Source organism: Rubellimicrobium thermophilum DSM 16684 (assembly GCF_000442315.1).
Taxonomy (GTDB): Bacteria; Pseudomonadota; Alphaproteobacteria; order Rhodobacterales; family Rhodobacteraceae; genus Rubellimicrobium; species Rubellimicrobium thermophilum.
In genome coordinates this window covers 319,051-334,109 of sequence record NZ_KE557322.1, presented here as the reverse complement: position 1 = coordinate 334,109, position 15,059 = coordinate 319,051, and the positions used below count along the sequence as shown (strand labels likewise).

The window sequence follows — 15,059 nt, the reverse complement described above, 5'->3', positions numbered from 1 at the left end:
CCCTTGTGCCGGCCCTGTCAGGATCATGTGCCGTCAATGCCCCAGGATCTGGCTCAGGAACAGCTTGGTGCGTTCGCTCCGCGGATTGCGGAAGAACTCGCCCGGTTCGTTCTGTTCGACGATCTGGCCCTGATCCATGAAGATGACGCGGTTGGCGACGGCCTGGGCAAAGCCCATCTCATGCGTGACCACGAGCATGGTCATCCCCTCTTCGGCCAGCTCGATCATGGTATCGAGGACTTCCTTGATCATCTCGGGGTCGAGGGCGGAGGTCGGCTCGTCGAACAGCATGATCCGCGGCCGCATGCAGAGGCTGCGGGCGATGGCCACACGCTGCTGCTGCCCACCCGAGAGCTGGCCGGGATACTTGTCCGCCTGTTCGGGGATCCGGACCTTGCGCAGGAAATGCATGGCCGTCTCCTCGGCCTCGCGCCGGGGGATCTTGCGCACCCAGATCGGCGCCAGGGTGCAGTTCTCCAGCACGGTCAGATGGGGGAACAGGTTGAAGTGCTGGAAGACCATGCCCACTTCGCTGCGCACCTTGTCGATGTTGCGCAAGGAGGAGTTGAGCTCGGTCCCATCGACGATGATCGTGCCGGTCTGGTGCTCCTCCAGGCGGTTGATGCAGCGGATCAGGGTGGACTTGCCCGATCCCGAGGGGCCGCAGATGACGATGCGCTCGCCGCGCATCACGGTCAGGTCGATGTCGCGCAGGACGTGGAACTGGCCGTACCACTTGTTCATGCGCCGGATCTCGATCGCCACCTCGTCCGAGGTGGCGGGGGCGGCGGGCGACGCGGCGGGGGCGGCATCGGTCATGGCGGCCTCTCAGCGATGGCTGCGCTCGAGCCGCTGCTCGAGCCAGATGGAGTAGCGGGACATGGCAAAGCAGAAGACGAAGAACACCGTGCCCACGAAGATGTAGAGCTCCCAGTAGATGCCACCCCATTCGGTGGTGGCGCGGATGGTATCCGTCATGCGCTTCGGATCGAAGAGCGAGATGATGGAGACGAGCGTGGTGTCCTTCAGCAGGCCGATGAAGCTGTTGACGATCCCGGGGATGGAGATCGTGAGGGCCTGCGGCAGGACGATCAGGCGCATCGTCTCCCAGTAGCCGAGGCCGAGCGAATCGGCTGCCTCGAACTGTCCGCGGGGGATGGCTGCCAGGCCGCCGCGGATCACCTCTGCGATGTAGGCCGCCGCGAAGAGCGTCACCATGACGATGACGCGCACCAGGATGTCGATGCTCCAGCGGCTGGGCAGGAAGTAGTTGAGCAGGATCTGCGCAACCAGCAGCCAGACGATCAGCGGCACACCGCGGATGACCTCGATGTAGATCACCGCCGCCTTGGAGACGATCCACAGATCCGATCGTCGTGCCAGCGCCAGCAGGATCCCCAGGGGCAGCGACAGCGTGATGCCCGACAGCCCGATGAGGAGCGAGAGGGTGAACCCCCCGATCCGGTCCGATGGCACGGGGTTCAGGGCGATGGGGATCAGCCTGGCCAGCATCCCCGCGACCGGGCCGGTGAGGAACAGCCACCACAGCAGTGCGGCCAGCACGCCCCCCGTGAAGGCAAGGCCAGGGTTGCTGCGCGGCAGGAGCAGGCGCCAGACCGCCCAGCCCAGGACGAAGCCCAGGGCCACCATGGCCGGGCCCCAGATGGCTCCGCCCAGATCAGCCAGACGATCAGGAAGGGGGCGGCGGCCGTGAACCCCAGCAGGCGCCGAGGCAGGCCGGTGAAGAGGACCGGCATGATGGCGATGAGGAAGACCGCAAGCGCCAGCGGCGGGCGCCACAGTTCTCCGTCTGGGTAGAAGCCGAAGACGAGCTGGCGCCAGCGATCCGGGATGACGGCCCAGCAGGCGGCCGGCACCCCCGGCCCGTAGAGCGCATCCCGGTCTGGCGCGGCATTCGGTCACGCTGCCGGCGTCCCAGATGCCTCGCCACATCCAGGGCAGGACCTCGCTCAGCGCGAGCCAAAGCAGCCACAGCGTAATCAGCGTGAGGGCGATGTTGAACGGCCCGGAGAAGAGATTCTCGCGCAGCCATTTGATCGCGCCCCTCTCGCGCACGGGCGGCGGGGCGGGGGGAAGCATCGTGTCGCGCGTGTAGGCGACGGTCTGGGAGTGCAGATCGGACATCTAGCGCTCCTTCAGTCTGACACGCCGGTTGTAGACATTCATGACGGCCGAGACGGCGAGGCTCACGATCAGGTAGAACAGCCCCAGCAGCAGGAGGGATTCGAGCTCGCGTCCCGTCTGGTTCATGGTCACGCCGCCCAGCGTGGCCCGCACATCGGCATAGCCGACGGCGACGGCCAGGGAGGAATTCTTGATCAGGTTCAGATACTGGGAGATCAGCGGCGGCACGATGACGCGCAGCGCCTGCGGCAGGGATGACCAGGCGCATGGTCCGCCCCGGTCGCAGGCCCAGCGCATAGGCGGCTTCGGTCTGCCCCTTCGACACGGCCAGGATGCCGGCGCGCACGATCTCGGCGATGAAGGCCCCGGTGTAGAGCGCGAGGGCGAGCCACAGCGCCACGAGCGAGTTGAGCACATTGATCCCGCCTTCGAAGCGGGCGATGCCGGTTTCGCGCACGGCGGGGACATCGAAGGACAGCGGCCGGCCCAGCAGGACGAAGGCCAGAAGGGCTGGCCCCAGCAGGATCGCGAGAGAGACCCACAGGATCGGCTGGGGGCTGTCCCGTCTCGGCCTGCCGGCGCCGCGCCCAGGCGCGGTAGGCAAAGACGGCGCCGATCGACAGCAGCACCACAAGACCGAGCCATTCCGCGCCTTCGCCCCAGACCGGCCAGGGGATGTAGGTGCCGCGGTTGGTGAAGGCGATCAGGCCGAACAGCATCTCCGCCTGGGGTTCCGTGCCATCCGGCCCGGGCCGAAAGGCTGCAGGGGCTGGGGTGGATTCGCTCAGGATCGCGTAGACGAGGACGATCCACAGCAGCAGGGGGATGTTGCGGAAGGCCTCGACGAAGGCGGTCATCAGCCGCGCCACAAGCCAGTTCTTCGACAGGCGCAGCACCCCGGCGAGCACGCCGATGATCGTGGCCAGCACGATGCCGAGGCCCGAGACGAGCAGCGTGTTGAGGATGCCGACCAGCGCGGCGCGGGCATGGGTATCGTCGCTGGTATAGGGGGATGAGGCGCTGGCTGATGTCATAGCCGGCGCGCCGCCAGAGGAAGGAGAAGTCGAAGTCCCGCCCCCAGCGCCGACATGTTGGTCGAGAGGTTGCGCCCCCAGCCACCAGATGCCGGCGGCCAGCAAGGCCAGGGCGATGACCTGGATCGTGATGCGGCGATAGCGGGTGTCGTAGAGGAGCTGGCTGGCCGCAAGGCGCTGCCGTCTGGGCTCCCGGATCTCGAGGGTCATGTGTCCTGGCCCCGTCCTGCCCATCTTGCTGTGAAGGCGGAGGCGCCCGCCGGGGCGCCTCCGGTCAGAGGATCAGCGGAAGGGCGGGGCGTACATCAGCCCCCCTTCGGTCCACAGGGCATTGAGTCCGCGTGCAAGGCCGATCGGCGTGCCCTGGCCCAGATGCCGCTCGAAGATCTCGCCATAGTTCCCCACGGCCCGGATGACGTTGACGGCCCATTGCGGATCGAGGCCGATCATCGCGCCATACTGATCCTCGGTGCCAAGCAGGCGGTTGATCTCCGGATTGTTGGTGGGGGCGGCAGCCATCTCGGCCACATTGGCGGAGGTGATGCCCAGTTCCTCGGCAGTCACGAGGGCGTAGAATACCCAGCGGACGAGATCGGCCCAGTCCTGATCGCCCTCGCGAACAGCCGGTCCCAGCGGCTCCTTGGAGATGATCTCCGGCAGGATCACGTGCTCTTCGGGATTTTCGAAGGTGGCGCGTGCCGCCGCCAGGCCCGAGGCATCGGTCGTGTAGACGTCGCAGGCTCCGGCAAGATATTGCTGGCGTCCCTCGGCATCATTGGCGATGGGCACCGGCGTATAGGTGATGTTGTTGATGCGGAAGAAGTCCGCGAGGTTCAGCTCTGTCGTGGTTCCGGTCTGGATGCAGACCGTGGCGCCATCGAGTTCCTTGGCCGAGCTGACCCCGAGCGAGCGGGGCGCCAGGAAGCCCTGCCCGTCATAATAGTTGACCGCCACGAAATCGAGGTTGAGATCGGTATCGCGCGAGAAGGTCCAGGTCGAGTTCCGCGCGAGCATGTCCACTTCGCCCGCGGCCAGCGCGGTAAAGCGGGTCTCGCCGGACAGGGGCGTGAAGTTGACGGCGTTCGGATCGCCGAAGATCGCCGCGGCGACGGCGCGGCACAGACCCACATCGAAGCCCTGCCAGACGCCGTTGGCGTCGGGCGCGGCAAAGCCGGTGAGGCCGGGATTGACGCCGCAGTTGAGCACCCCGCGCGCCCGCACGTCATCGAGAACGGCAGCCTGTGCGGCCCCTGCCAACCCCAGAAGCGCCACGGCGCCCCAGATCGTTGCCTTCATGCGTCTCCCTCCTGTTTCGGCGCCGCCCCGTGGGGGAGGCTTCCTGTTATGCCGCGATCCCCGTCCGGCAGGATGCACGGGCGGGGTCCGGGCTTCTGTAAGAGGGACTGTCGGCGGATTCTGCCGCGCCGGTCAAGCCTTGAGTGCCTCCTGCGCCGCTGCGTCAGGCCTGGCGCAGCAGCGTCCACAGCCGCGCGGCGTCAAGATAGGCACGTTCGCGCAGCCCTGCCATCTCGATGGCCTCTTCGACGCGCCCCCATTCCTCGGCCTGGAACTCCTCGTCGAGCCGCGACAGCCGCCAGCCTTCCTCGGGCGCCAGATGTCCTTCCGCCACTGCCAGCGCCAGGATCAGCGATCCGGTGAGCGTCACCAGATCATGGAAGGCCGAGAGGGCAAAGGGATCCATCGCGGCGACACGGGCGCGCAGCCGCCCGAGCGAGGCGGCCGGCTGGCTCACCGGCATCACCCCTTCGGCCAGCCGCAGCTCGGCGCCGAAGCGGCGGGCCGCCCAGGCGAGAACGGGATCCCATCCCTCGCGCTGTCGCGCCACCAGTGAGGGGCGCTCGGCGCGGTAGCACAGCAGATCGGTCCCCCCATAGGCGGCGACCGTCTCCACGACGGCGTCATGGTGATGCGCCACGCGGTCGATGGCGGTGTTGGCCAGACGCGTGGCCGGCATGCTGCGGGGATCCAGCACCTCGCCCTGCGCGTTCCATTCGGCAGCCACGGCCTCGGCAAAGGCCTCTGTCGGGACAAGCAGCAGGGCCCGCCCCGGGGTGCGGAGCGGCCGCCCGTCCAGAAGGATGGCAAACCCCCCGCCCTGAGGCTGCACGGCGGCATGCGTCCAGAAGCGGCGCGGCGCCCAGCCGCCCGGACTGCCCGTCGCCCTGATCATCCCCGGTCCTCGAAGGGGTCGGCCGGGGCCTCCCGCTCATCCCAGCCGAGAAAGGCCCAGCTCTGGGCCATGTGCGGGGGCAGCGGCGCGGTCAGGGTCAGCATGGCCTTTGTCACCGGATGTTCGAAGACCAGGGTCCGGGCATGCAGGTGCAGCTTGCGGCTCAGCGCGCCGCCTGTCCCTGCGCCCCAGCCATCGCCGGGGTTGTCCTGCGCATGACCGCCGTATTTGCCATCGCCCAGGATCGGGTGTCCCAGCTCGGCCAGATGCGCGCGGAGCTGATGCGTGCGCCCCGTGACGGGCCGCAGGGCAACCCAGGCCAGCCGCCCGCCCGCCTTCTCGAGAGTGACATAGTCGGTCACGGCCCGCTTGGCGCCTGGCGTCGCCTCGATCTGCGCGGGATGGACACAGCGCATCTTCTCCTCGCCCCGCGGCCCGCCCGGCATCTTGACAAGACCATAGCGGATCGTGCCGGCGCGAGGAGAGGGGACACCGGCAACTGCGGCCCAGTAGATCTTGCGTACGGCGCGGTGCCGCAAGGCCTCGGACAGGCTTCTCGCCACCCGGTCCGTGCGGGCCAGCAGAAGCACCCCCGAGGTGTCCTTGTCGAGGCGGTGGACCAGCTTCGGCGGGTCCTTGTAGCCGAACATCAGCGCCGGGGCGAGGCCGTCCACATGGCGCCCGCCCTGTCCCGACCCCCCCTGGGATGGCAGACCGGCGGGCTTGTTGAGGGCGATGATGTGCTCGTCCTTCCAGATCACGGCGGCCTGGATCATGGCGGCATCGTCGCGGCCAGGCCGGTCCGGCGGGGGGGCTGGCCTGTCTGCCTCCGGCAGCGGGGGAATGCGGACATCCTGCCCCTCCTCCACGCGGGCCGAGGGCGCGACGCGTGCCCCGTCCAGGCGCAGTTCCCCCTTGCGGCACATCCGCTCGATGGCGCCCTGGGTCAGATGCGGGAACTGCCGTCTCAGCCAGCGGTCGAGCCGCTGCCCCCCCTGCCCGCGGCGATGACCCGATGCTGCACCCCGCTCATGCCACGCCCCTCCCCAGCCACGGCCCCGACCCGCAGGATGCCGGCGACAGCCAGGCCGATCCCCGCCCATCGGGCAGGGCCGCGGCAGGATCCGGCGCAGCGGCGCACAGACCGCGCTGCCCAAGGCGACAGGGGGAAAGAGACTGGATCATGCGATGCTTCTTGGCGCCCCGGCGCGCGCTGTCAACCTCGGCCGCCCCTGCCGCCGGCCTCACGCTCCCTGCGGCGTTTCGCGCGCAGTCCCGCAAAGAACTCGACGCGCTTGCGCAGCTCCCGCTCGAAGCCCCGGTCCACCGGAACATAATAGACCCCCCGCTTCATCCCCTCGGGGAAGTAGTCCTGTCCGGAGAAGGCATCTTCGGCATCGTGGTCGTATTCATAACCCGCGCCATAGCCCTGTTCCTTCATCAGCCGCGTGGGCGCATTCAGGATATGGGCCGGCGGGGGGAGCGAGCCGGTGCGCCGCGCCGCTTCGCGCGCGGCCTTGTAGGCGACATAGGTCGCATTGGACTTGGGCGCGAGGGCGAGATGGACCACCGCCTGGGCGAGGGCCAGCTCCCCTTCGGGGCTTCCGAGCCGCTCATAGGTCTCCCAGGCAGCCAGGCAGATCCCCTGCGCCTGCGGATCGGCAAGGCCGATATCCTCGACCGCCATGCGGGTGATGCGGCGGGCGAGATAGCGGGGATCCTCGCCCCCCTCGAGCATGCGGGCGAACCAGTAGAGCGCCGCATCGGGATCCGATCCCCGCACGGACTTGTGCAGCGCGGAGATGAGGTTGTAATGCCCGTCCCCGCTCTTGTCATAGAGCGCGGCCCGACGGCGGAGCCGGGCCGAGAGCGCCGCCGCATCGAGCGGCTGTTTCGCCTGCCAGCCGTCGATCTGCTCGATCAGGTTCAGCAGCGCCCGCCCGTCTCCGTCGGCCATGGCGATCAGCGCCTCGCGCGCTTCGGGCTGCAGCGGCAGGGGGTGACCCAGCGCCTTCTCCGCCCGCTGGGCGAGCCGTTCGAGATCGGCCGGATCGAGCCGCCGCAGCGTGACCACCTGCGCGCGCGACAGCAGGGCGGCATTGAGCTCGAAGGAGGGGTTCTCGGTCGTGGCCCCCACCAGGATGATGGTGCCATCCTCCATGACGGGCAGGAACCCGTCCTGCTGCGCCTTGTTGAAGCGGTGGATCTCGTCCACGAAAAGCAGGGTTCCCTGCCCCTGCCGGCGGGCCAGACGGGCCGCATCGAAGACCTTCCGCAGCTCGGGCACGCCGGTGAAGATCGCGCTGATCTGCTCGAAGCGCAGATCGGTCTCCTGGGCGAGCAGACGCGCGATCGTGGTCTTGCCGACGCCCGGCGGCCCCCAGAGGATCAGCGAGGACAGCCGCCCGGCCCGCAGCATCGCCCCCACCGGACCATCGGGACCGAGCAGATGATCCTGCCCCACGACCTCCGACAGGCGCACCGGCCGCAGCCGGTCCGCCAGCGGACGCGGCGCCGGATCGGGCATCGGGGCGGCAAGATCGAAGAGGTCGGCCATGGGCCGACCCTATCCTGCCGCGATGCGCCGCGGAAGATCAGTGCATCTGGCTCGAGAAGTCGATCCACACCGCCTGATACAGGATGCCGCCCATGTCCATCTCGCGCCCGGCCGCCGTCATCTCGAGGGCGCAGCGCCGGGCCCAGCGGTGCCATCCCACGGGCAGCAGCGCCAGCATCCGACGGATTCCCTCTTCCCGCGCGGTGCGCTGCATCTGCAGGACCAGCCGCAGGCGCACCTTGTGACGAATCGCGGCGGGGACATGGGCCGAGACGAATCCGCGCGTGACCTCCCACACGCCCTCGGCCACAGGCGCTTCCTCGAAGAGGAGATCCGCGGGGATCGAGGCCAGCAGCCCCCTCTGCGCATCGCGGATCATGTAGGAATAGATCCCGCAGCGCGCCGTGGTGGGGGTCAGGCGGACCCCCGCCAGGACCGAGCCGGCGCCGTCATGAACCGCCAGCCAGCGCGACTGGGGCGTGTCGTACTGATCGAATTCCATGCCCATGGTCTCGGGCAGGTCCCAGCGGTTGCGGAGGATGAAGCTTTCCCGCCGGGCGCGAAGGATATTCGCAAGCAACTCGCCATGGTTGTGCATGTTGGCGAAGGACAGCGTCGTGCTCTGCATGGGGTCGTCACTCCTGGAAAAGCCCGGACCCCCCCGGTCCGGGGAACTCAGATCAGCCGGTAGTCCCGCGCCCGCTGGATGGCCTCTGTCGTGGTCCGGGCAAGCAGCGCGGCCCGGGCCGAGGCCAGACGGGCCTTGAGCGCGCTTTCGGAAATGCCGAGCTTGGCCGCCGCGGCGGCATAACGGTCGCCCTGGGCGATCAGGCGCAGCGCCTCGATCTGGGCCGGGGTCAGCGAATCGGGCGGATCGGTGATGCGGTGCAGATCCTCGATCACTTCGGCAAAGGCAGCGATCTCGGCATCCGTGAATTCCCTGTCGTCGCGGGCCGCCGAAGCGATGGTGCGGGACTTGATCGGCCCGCAGGAGACGGCCAGCCCGTAGACCATGCCGTACTCCTGCGCCTGCCGGAGGATGCCGAAGGGGTCGGGGATGGCGATCTCGCTCCAGCGCGTCGTGCCGGTCGTGGAAAAGCCCCAGGCGATGATGGGGTCGCGCAGGGCATAGGCCTGTTCGGTATAACGGTCCGTCCAGCCCTGGGGGTAGGTCACGATATTGATGAGCGGCAGCGCAAAGCGGATATGCAGCGCGAAGAAGAAGCCGCCCGGCGCCAGCCTGGCGAGCTTGCGGGTATGCAGGTCGATGTGGGACTGGAGCGACATGGCTCCATCTCGCGCAACGCGGGCGGCGCGGTCAACGCAGGATTGCGGCAGGATTGAGGCGGAATCATGCCAAATCCCGAAGCGTTGCAGGAATGTGTCAACCTGCCTTTTGGGACAGTTTTCCTGCCCCAAGGGAAAGAAGAAGGCCCCGCCTCCTTGCGGGCGGGGCCTGTCTGTCGCTGCCGCTCTTGCGAGGTGGGCCGATGGCCCGATCAGGAGGCAGCCGCCTCCTGCGCCGCCAGCCTTTCGCGGTCGGCCTTCCCCTTGGCCTCCGGATCACGGTCCACAAGCTCGATGATCGCCATGGGGGCCATGTCGCCATAGCGGAAACCGGCCTTCAGCACCCGGCAGTAGCCGCCCTGCCGTTCCTGGTAGCGGGGCCCCAGCACGGCAAAGAGCTTGGACACATGACGGGGCTCCTTGAGCTGCGCCGCCGCAAGACGGCGGGCATGCAGATCGCCGCGCTTGCCCAGGGTGATGAGCTTGTCGATGACGCGCTTCAGCTCCTTGGCCTTGGGCAGCGTCGTCTTGATCTGTTCATGCTCGATGAGCGCACCGGCCATGTTGGCCAGCATCGCCTGGCGATGCTCATGGGTGCGGTTCAGCTTGCGATAGCCATTGCCGTGGTTCATCCGGATCTCCTTTGTGCTTTGTCCGGCCGGCCTCTGTGGGCCGGCTCACCTTGGGGCGAGGCCGAAAGCCGCGCCCGGGCCCTCAGGCCGCGCAGGGCGGCCTGAGCCTCAGAACTGGTCCTCGAACTTCTTGGCCAGTTCCTCGATGTTGTCCGGCGGCCAGTTCTCGACCTCCATGCCCAGATGGAGCCCCATGCTGGAGAGGACTTCCTTGATCTCGTTGAGCGACTTGCGCCCGAAATTGGGCGTGCGGAGCATCTCCGCCTCGGTCTTCTGGATGAGATCGCCGATATAGACGATGTTGTCGTTCTTGAGGCAGTTGGCCGAACGGACCGAGAGCTCCAGCTCGTCCACCTTCTTGAGCAGAAGCGGATTGAACTCCAGACCATCCTCGAGCGAGCCGGCCGAAGTCGTCTCGGGCTCTTCGAAATTGAGGAAGATCGAGAGCTGATCCTGCAGGATGCGGGCGGCATAGGCGACCGCATCATCGGGCGTGACCGATCCGTCGGTCTCGATCTTCATGGTCAGCTTGTCATAGTCGAGCACCTGCCCTTCGCGGGTGGGCTGGACGTCATAGCTGACCTTCTTGACCGGCGAATAGATGGCGTCGATGGCGATGAGGCCGATCGGCGCATCCTCGGGCTTGTTGCGGTCGGCGGGGACATAGCCCTTCCCGGTCCGCACCGTCAGCTCCATGTAGAGCTGCGCCCCCTCGTCGAGATGGCAGATCACATGATCCTTGTTGAGGATCTCGATCCCCGCGGTTTCGCTGATATCGCCAGCGGTCACCACGCCCGGCCCCTTGGCCTGCACCGTCAGACGCTTCGGCCCCTCCACATCCATGCGGAGAGCCACGCCCTTGAGGTTCAGGACGATATCGGTCACGTCCTCGCGCACACCGGCGACCGAGGAGAATTCGTGCAGGACACCATCGATCTGGACGGCCGTGATCGCCGCACCCTGAAGCGAGGAGAGCAGCACCCGGCGCAACGCATTGCCAAGCGTGAGGCCGAAGCCGCGCTCGAGCGGCTCGGCGATCAGCGTCGCCTGCCGCCTGGGGTCGTCGCCGGGCCGAACCTCAAGCTGCTGGGGCTTGATCAGGTCGGACCAGTTCTTGTGGATCATGCGTCCCTCCATTCGCGCGGTGCCCTTCATGTCCAACAAGGCTCCACTCCCGAGGTTGAGCTAGATGACGGCGAAGCGGGGCCGCGCGGATGCGCAGCCCCGCCCGGATGACGGAACAGCCTCAGACGCGGCGGCGCTTCGGCGGACGGCAGCCGTTATGCGCGATCGGCGTCACGTCGCGAATCGAGGTGATGGTAAAGCCGACCGCAGCCAGCGCCCGCAGCGCCGATTCGCGGCCCGAGCCAGGGCCCTGGACCTCGACCTCGAGGGTCTTGACGCCGTGCTCCTGCGCCTTGCGACCGGCATCCTCGGCAGCCATCTGCGCGGCATAAGGGGTGGACTTGCGCGAGCCCTTGAAGCCCATCGTGCCCGCGCTCGACCAGGCGATGGCGTTGCCCTGCACGTCCGAAATCAGGATCTTGGTGTTGTTGAAGGACGAGTTCACATGCGCCACGCCGGCAGCGATGTTCTTCGAGACCTTCTTCTTGCCGCCGCGGCGGGTTTCACGAGCCATGGGTCAGCCTCACTTCTTCTTGCCGGCGATCGGCTTCGCGGGGCCCTTGCGGGTGCGGGCATTGGTATGGGTGCGCTGTCCGCGGACCGGCAGGTTGCGGCGGTGGCGCAGGCCGCGATAGCAGCCCAGATCCATCAGCCGCTTGATGTTCATCGTCGTCTCGCGGCGCAGATCGCCCTCGACGATGTAGTTGGCGTCGATATGCTCGCGGATCGCGAGGATCTCTGCATCGGTCAGCGCGTCCACGCGGCGGGACGGCTCGATACCGACCTTCTCGCAGATCTCCCGGGCAGAGGCCGGTCCGATGCCGTGGATGTAGGTGAGGGCGATCGGAACCCTCTTCTTGGTCGGGATGTTGACCCCGGCGATACGTGCCACGTGGGTGGTCCTTCTGTTGCGGCTCCGTAATCCCGGAGCCTTTTTTCACAACCGCCGCCCCCCCGGACGGGAAGCGGCACACGGAGGTGGTCTGGCCGGGGCACCGCCACAAGCGACAGGCCCACGACCGGCGATTCCCGGCTGGGATGGGGCGTCCTAGGAGAGTGTCCCGGCGCCGTCAAGCCCCTGCCGCAGCAGGCAGGCGCAGTGTGGCCGCCACGGCCCGGGCGACATCCTCGACCCCGCCCATGCCGTCCACAGGCCGCAGGATGCCCTTGCAGTGATAATAGCCGATGAGCGGCGCCGTCTGCTTGTAATAGGCAAAGAGACGCGTGCGCAGCGATTCGGCATTGTCGTCGGCGCGCCGCGTGAATTCCGTGCCTCCGCAGCGGACGCAGCGGCCATCGGCCGGGATGGGGCGGGTGCGGTCATGATAGACCTCGCCGCATGCCGCGCAGGTGACCCGCCCGGAGATCCGCTCCACCAGCGCCTCGTCATCCACCCGGAACTCGACTGCGGCATCAAGCCGCATCCCCATCTCCCTCAGCGCCTCCTCCAGCGCATCCGCCTGGGCCAGGGTGCGGGGAAAGCCGTCGAAGATGAAACCACCCCGTGCACCGCCCTGGCCCAGACGCTCGCGGATCAGATCGATCACGATCCCGTCCGTCACCAGATGCCCGCGATCCATCACCTCGGCCACACGCCGGCCGACTTCGGTCCCGGAGGAGCGGGCCGCGCGCAACATGTCGCCCGTGGAGAGCTGGACCATTCCCCAATCCTCCACGAGCCGCCGGGCCTGCGTCCCCTTGCCGGCAGCGGGCGGGCCGAGAAGCACGATGTTGAGGGCGGGGGCAGAGGTCACGTCGGTCATCGGCAGGAGAGCCTCGGTGGTTCCGGTTGACAGGTCGGGTGCTGCGGTATCGGGGTGCAAGGCGCGCTCCGGTCAGCGACGGGCGGGGCCGCCGCTGCGCGGGCTGCGGGGCTTGCCCCGGCCGCGCAGCTGCGACCGTTCGATCAGCCCCTCATACTGATGCGCCAGAAGATGGCTCTGCACCTGCTGGATCGTGTCCATGCCCACGGACACCACGATCAGCACCGATGTCCCGCCGAAATAGAAGGGCACGGCCAGCTCTGCCCGCAGGATCTCGGGCAGCATGCAGACAAGCGCCAGATAGGCCGAGCCCAGCACCAGGATGCGGTTCACCACATAGTCGAGATATTCCGCCGTCCTCTTGCCGGGACGGATGCCGGGGATGAACCCGTTCTGATTCTTCAGGTTCTCTGCCACATCCTCGGTCTTGAACGCCACTTCATGGGTGTAGAAGTAGGTGAAGAAGACGATCATCCCGGTGAAGAACAGCAGATAGAGCGGCTGACCCGGCCCGAAATAAGCCAGGAACCAGGACATGAAGCCGCTAGTCGTGCTGTGGCTGAAGGTCGCCAGCGTGGTCGGCAACAGCAGCAGCGCCGAGGCGAAGATCGCCGGAATGACCCCGGCCGGGTTCACCTTGATCGGCAGATGCGAGGAGCCGCCGTCATAGATCTTCATCCCCACCTGCCGGCGCGGATACTGGATATGGATCTTGCGCAGGCTGCGCTCCATGAACACCACGAAGGCGAAGACGACCACCACCATGACCACGACGGTCAGGATGACGAGGGGGCTCACCGTGCCAGTCCGCCCTTGTTCGAGGAACTGGAACAGCGCAAGCGGCACCTCGGCGATGATGCCGACGAAGATGATCAGGCTGATCCCGTTTCCAATGCCGCGCGCGGTGATCTGCTCGCCGATCCACATCAGGAACATCGTGCCGCCCACCAACGTGATGACGCAGGCCGCGCGGAAGAACGCGCCCGGATCGGCCACGAGGCCCCCGGCCTCCAGCGACACCGCCATCCCATAGGCCTGGAAGGTCGCCAGGATCACGGTCAGATAGCGCGTATACTGGTTGAGCTTCTTTCGTCCCAGCTCGCCTTCCTTCTTCAGAGCCTTCCAGGGTTCGTACATGGAGGCCACGAGCTGCACGATGATCGAGGCCGAGATGTAGGGCATGATCCCCAGGGCGAAGACCCCCATCCGGCTCAGCGCGCCGCCTGTGAACATCGACAGGATGCCTCCGATCCCGGCGGCCTGCTGATCCATGAATTCGCGCAGAGCTGTCCCGTCGATGCCGGGGACGGGGATATAGGTGCCGATCCGGTAGATGATCAGCAGGCCGAGGGTGAAGAGGATGCGGCTCTTGAGCTCGGTGGCCTTGCCGAAGGCCGCCCAGCTCAGGTTGGAGGCCATCTGTTCTGCAGCCGATGCCATGAGGCTTGTCTCCGTCAAGACCGCGCCGCCGACCGGGCGTCCGGCGGCGGCGCGAGAGAAACCCTATCCGAGGGGGCGCGCCACGAAAAGGGGCGCCCGCGGCGGCGTCACGCCGCAGTGTCCGCCGCGGCACCTGCAGGGTTGCGCAGCGTCACCGATCCGCCCCGAGCCTCGATGGCAGCGACCGCCGCGGCCGACGCCCCCGTGACCTCCAGAGCGATCGTCGAGGTCAGCTCGCCCGTGGCCAGCACCCGAATCCCGTCGCGCTTGCGGCGCAGAACCCCCGCCTGGACCAGCGCATCCTCAGTGATCGTCTGAGCCGGATCGAGCTTGCCCGCATCGATGAACTTCTGGATCAGGGCGAGATTGACGACGGCGTATTCCTTGCGGTTCGGCTTGTTGAAGCCGCGCTTGGGCAGCCGCATGTAGAGCGGCATCTGCCCGCCCTCATAGCCGTTCAGGGCCACCCCCGACCGGGACTTCTGCCCCTTGATCCCGCGCCCGCCGGTCTTGCCGACGCCCGAGCCGGGGCCGCGTCCCACCCGCACCTTCTTCTTCACGGCGCCGGGATTGTCGCGCAGTTCGTGCAGCTTCATCTCGCTCTCTCCTTGCCGGACGCGGCCCCCGAGCGACGGGACCGGACACGGCCTCAATGGATGGATGGCGCCGGCCGGATCCCGGCGCCGGGGGACGGTCAGCCCCGCTCCTCGATGATCTTCACGAGGTGGGGAATCGCATTCACCATGCCACGGACGGATGGCGTATCCTCAAGCTCGCGCGTGCGGCCGATCCGGTTCAGCCCCAGGCCGATCAGGGTCTGGCGCTGCACATCCGGACGGCGGGCGGGCGAAGCGATCTGCTTGACGATGATGGTCTTGGCCATGG

At 67.6% G+C, this 15,059-nt stretch carries 14 protein-coding genes and 3 pseudogenes; all 17 read right to left on the bottom strand.

From position 1 onward, the window contains the following. Positions 1-33: 33 nt before the first annotated feature. The gene (locus RUTHE_RS11285) at positions 34-819 is read right to left on the bottom strand and encodes an amino acid ABC transporter ATP-binding protein (RefSeq protein WP_021098552.1); all 786 of its coding nucleotides are present in this window, start codon (positions 817-819) and stop codon (positions 34-36) included. A 9-nt stretch (positions 820-828) separates the two neighbouring features. Next, positions 829-2,145 (bottom strand): annotated as a pseudogene (locus tag RUTHE_RS11280) (amino acid ABC transporter permease). Further along, positions 2,146-3,389 (bottom strand): annotated as a pseudogene (locus tag RUTHE_RS11275) (amino acid ABC transporter permease). Positions 3,390-3,461: 72 nt separating this feature from the next. Beyond that, entirely contained in the window at positions 3,462-4,475 is a 1,014-nt protein-coding gene (locus RUTHE_RS11270) for an amino acid ABC transporter substrate-binding protein (protein ID WP_021098549.1), read from the bottom strand. 163 nt (positions 4,476-4,638) lie between these two features. Then, on the bottom strand, positions 4,639-5,370 hold the full coding sequence (locus tag RUTHE_RS11265) for an ATP12 family chaperone protein (RefSeq protein WP_021098548.1): 732 nt from the start codon (positions 5,368-5,370) through the stop codon (positions 4,639-4,641). After that, positions 5,367-6,403: pseudogene (locus RUTHE_RS11260) on the bottom strand (RluA family pseudouridine synthase). The gene RUTHE_RS11265 and the pseudogene RUTHE_RS11260 overlap by 4 nt, the downstream one beginning before the upstream one ends. Positions 6,404-6,586: 183 nt before the next feature. Beyond that, positions 6,587-7,927 (bottom strand): replication-associated recombination protein A, encoded by a 1,341-nt coding sequence (locus RUTHE_RS11255; protein ID WP_021098546.1) that lies wholly within the window; start codon positions 7,925-7,927, stop codon positions 6,587-6,589. Between the two features lie 37 nt (positions 7,928-7,964). After that, positions 7,965-8,555, bottom strand: coding sequence for an acyl-homoserine-lactone synthase (locus RUTHE_RS11250; protein WP_021098545.1), 591 nt, complete (start codon positions 8,553-8,555; stop codon positions 7,965-7,967). A gap of 47 nt (positions 8,556-8,602) precedes the next feature. Then, entirely contained in the window at positions 8,603-9,214 is a 612-nt protein-coding gene (locus RUTHE_RS11245) for an autoinducer binding domain-containing protein (protein WP_021098544.1), read from the bottom strand. A 212-nt stretch (positions 9,215-9,426) separates the two neighbouring features. Beyond that, positions 9,427-9,846 (bottom strand): 50S ribosomal protein L17, encoded by a 420-nt coding sequence (gene rplQ, locus RUTHE_RS11240; RefSeq protein WP_021098543.1) that lies wholly within the window; start codon positions 9,844-9,846, stop codon positions 9,427-9,429. 108 nt (positions 9,847-9,954) lie between these two features. After that, positions 9,955-10,971, bottom strand: coding sequence for a DNA-directed RNA polymerase subunit alpha (locus RUTHE_RS11235; protein WP_021098542.1), 1,017 nt, complete (start codon positions 10,969-10,971; stop codon positions 9,955-9,957). Positions 10,972-11,092: 121 nt separating this feature from the next. Beyond that, entirely contained in the window at positions 11,093-11,485 is a 393-nt protein-coding gene (rpsK, locus tag RUTHE_RS11230) for a 30S ribosomal protein S11 (RefSeq protein ID WP_021098541.1), read from the bottom strand. A 9-nt stretch (positions 11,486-11,494) separates the two neighbouring features. Further along, a complete protein-coding gene (gene rpsM / locus RUTHE_RS11225) occupies positions 11,495-11,863 on the bottom strand; it encodes a 30S ribosomal protein S13 (RefSeq protein ID WP_021098540.1) in 369 nt (122 codons plus the stop codon). Between the two features lie 178 nt (positions 11,864-12,041). Beyond that, positions 12,042-12,725: an adenylate kinase gene (locus RUTHE_RS11220; RefSeq protein WP_245542224.1), complete on the bottom strand. Its 684-nt coding sequence runs from the start codon at positions 12,723-12,725 to the stop codon at positions 12,042-12,044. Positions 12,726-12,806: 81 nt separating this feature from the next. After that, entirely contained in the window at positions 12,807-14,174 is a 1,368-nt protein-coding gene (gene secY / locus RUTHE_RS11215; RefSeq protein WP_021098538.1) for a preprotein translocase subunit SecY, read from the bottom strand. A gap of 107 nt (positions 14,175-14,281) precedes the next feature. Then, positions 14,282-14,770, bottom strand: a complete 489-nt coding sequence (gene rplO / locus RUTHE_RS11210) for a 50S ribosomal protein L15 (RefSeq protein WP_021098537.1) — start codon at positions 14,768-14,770, stop codon at positions 14,282-14,284. A 98-nt stretch (positions 14,771-14,868) separates the two neighbouring features. Then, positions 14,869-15,057: a 50S ribosomal protein L30 gene (gene rpmD / locus RUTHE_RS11205; RefSeq protein WP_021098536.1), complete on the bottom strand. Its 189-nt coding sequence runs from the start codon at positions 15,055-15,057 to the stop codon at positions 14,869-14,871. Between the last annotated feature and the right edge of the window lie 2 nt (positions 15,058-15,059).

Excerpts from the sequence above, each read along its gene's own strand:
- RUTHE_RS11285 (WP_021098552.1), bottom strand. The coding sequence starts at position 819 with ATGACCGATGCCGCCCCCGCCGCGTCGCCCGCCGCCCCCGCCACCTCG.
- RUTHE_RS11270 (WP_021098549.1), bottom strand. The coding sequence starts at position 4,475 with ATGAAGGCAACGATCTGGGGCGCCGTGGCGCTTCTGGGGTTGGCAGGG.
- RUTHE_RS11265 (WP_021098548.1), bottom strand. The coding sequence starts at position 5,370 with ATGATCAGGGCGACGGGCAGTCCGGGCGGCTGGGCGCCGCGCCGCTTC.
- RUTHE_RS11255 (WP_021098546.1), bottom strand. The coding sequence starts at position 7,927 with ATGGCCGACCTCTTCGATCTTGCCGCCCCGATGCCCGATCCGGCGCCG.
- RUTHE_RS11250 (WP_021098545.1), bottom strand. The coding sequence starts at position 8,555 with ATGCAGAGCACGACGCTGTCCTTCGCCAACATGCACAACCATGGCGAG.
- RUTHE_RS11245 (WP_021098544.1), bottom strand. The coding sequence starts at position 9,214 with ATGTCGCTCCAGTCCCACATCGACCTGCATACCCGCAAGCTCGCCAGG.
- rplQ (WP_021098543.1), bottom strand. The coding sequence starts at position 9,846 with ATGAACCACGGCAATGGCTATCGCAAGCTGAACCGCACCCATGAGCAT.
- RUTHE_RS11235 (WP_021098542.1), bottom strand. The coding sequence starts at position 10,971 with ATGATCCACAAGAACTGGTCCGACCTGATCAAGCCCCAGCAGCTTGAG.
- rpsK (WP_021098541.1), bottom strand. The coding sequence starts at position 11,485 with ATGGCTCGTGAAACCCGCCGCGGCGGCAAGAAGAAGGTCTCGAAGAAC.
- secY (WP_021098538.1), bottom strand. The coding sequence starts at position 14,174 with ATGGCATCGGCTGCAGAACAGATGGCCTCCAACCTGAGCTGGGCGGCC.
- rplO (WP_021098537.1), bottom strand. The coding sequence starts at position 14,770 with ATGAAGCTGCACGAACTGCGCGACAATCCCGGCGCCGTGAAGAAGAAG.
- rpmD (WP_021098536.1), bottom strand. The coding sequence starts at position 15,057 with ATGGCCAAGACCATCATCGTCAAGCAGATCGCTTCGCCCGCCCGCCGT.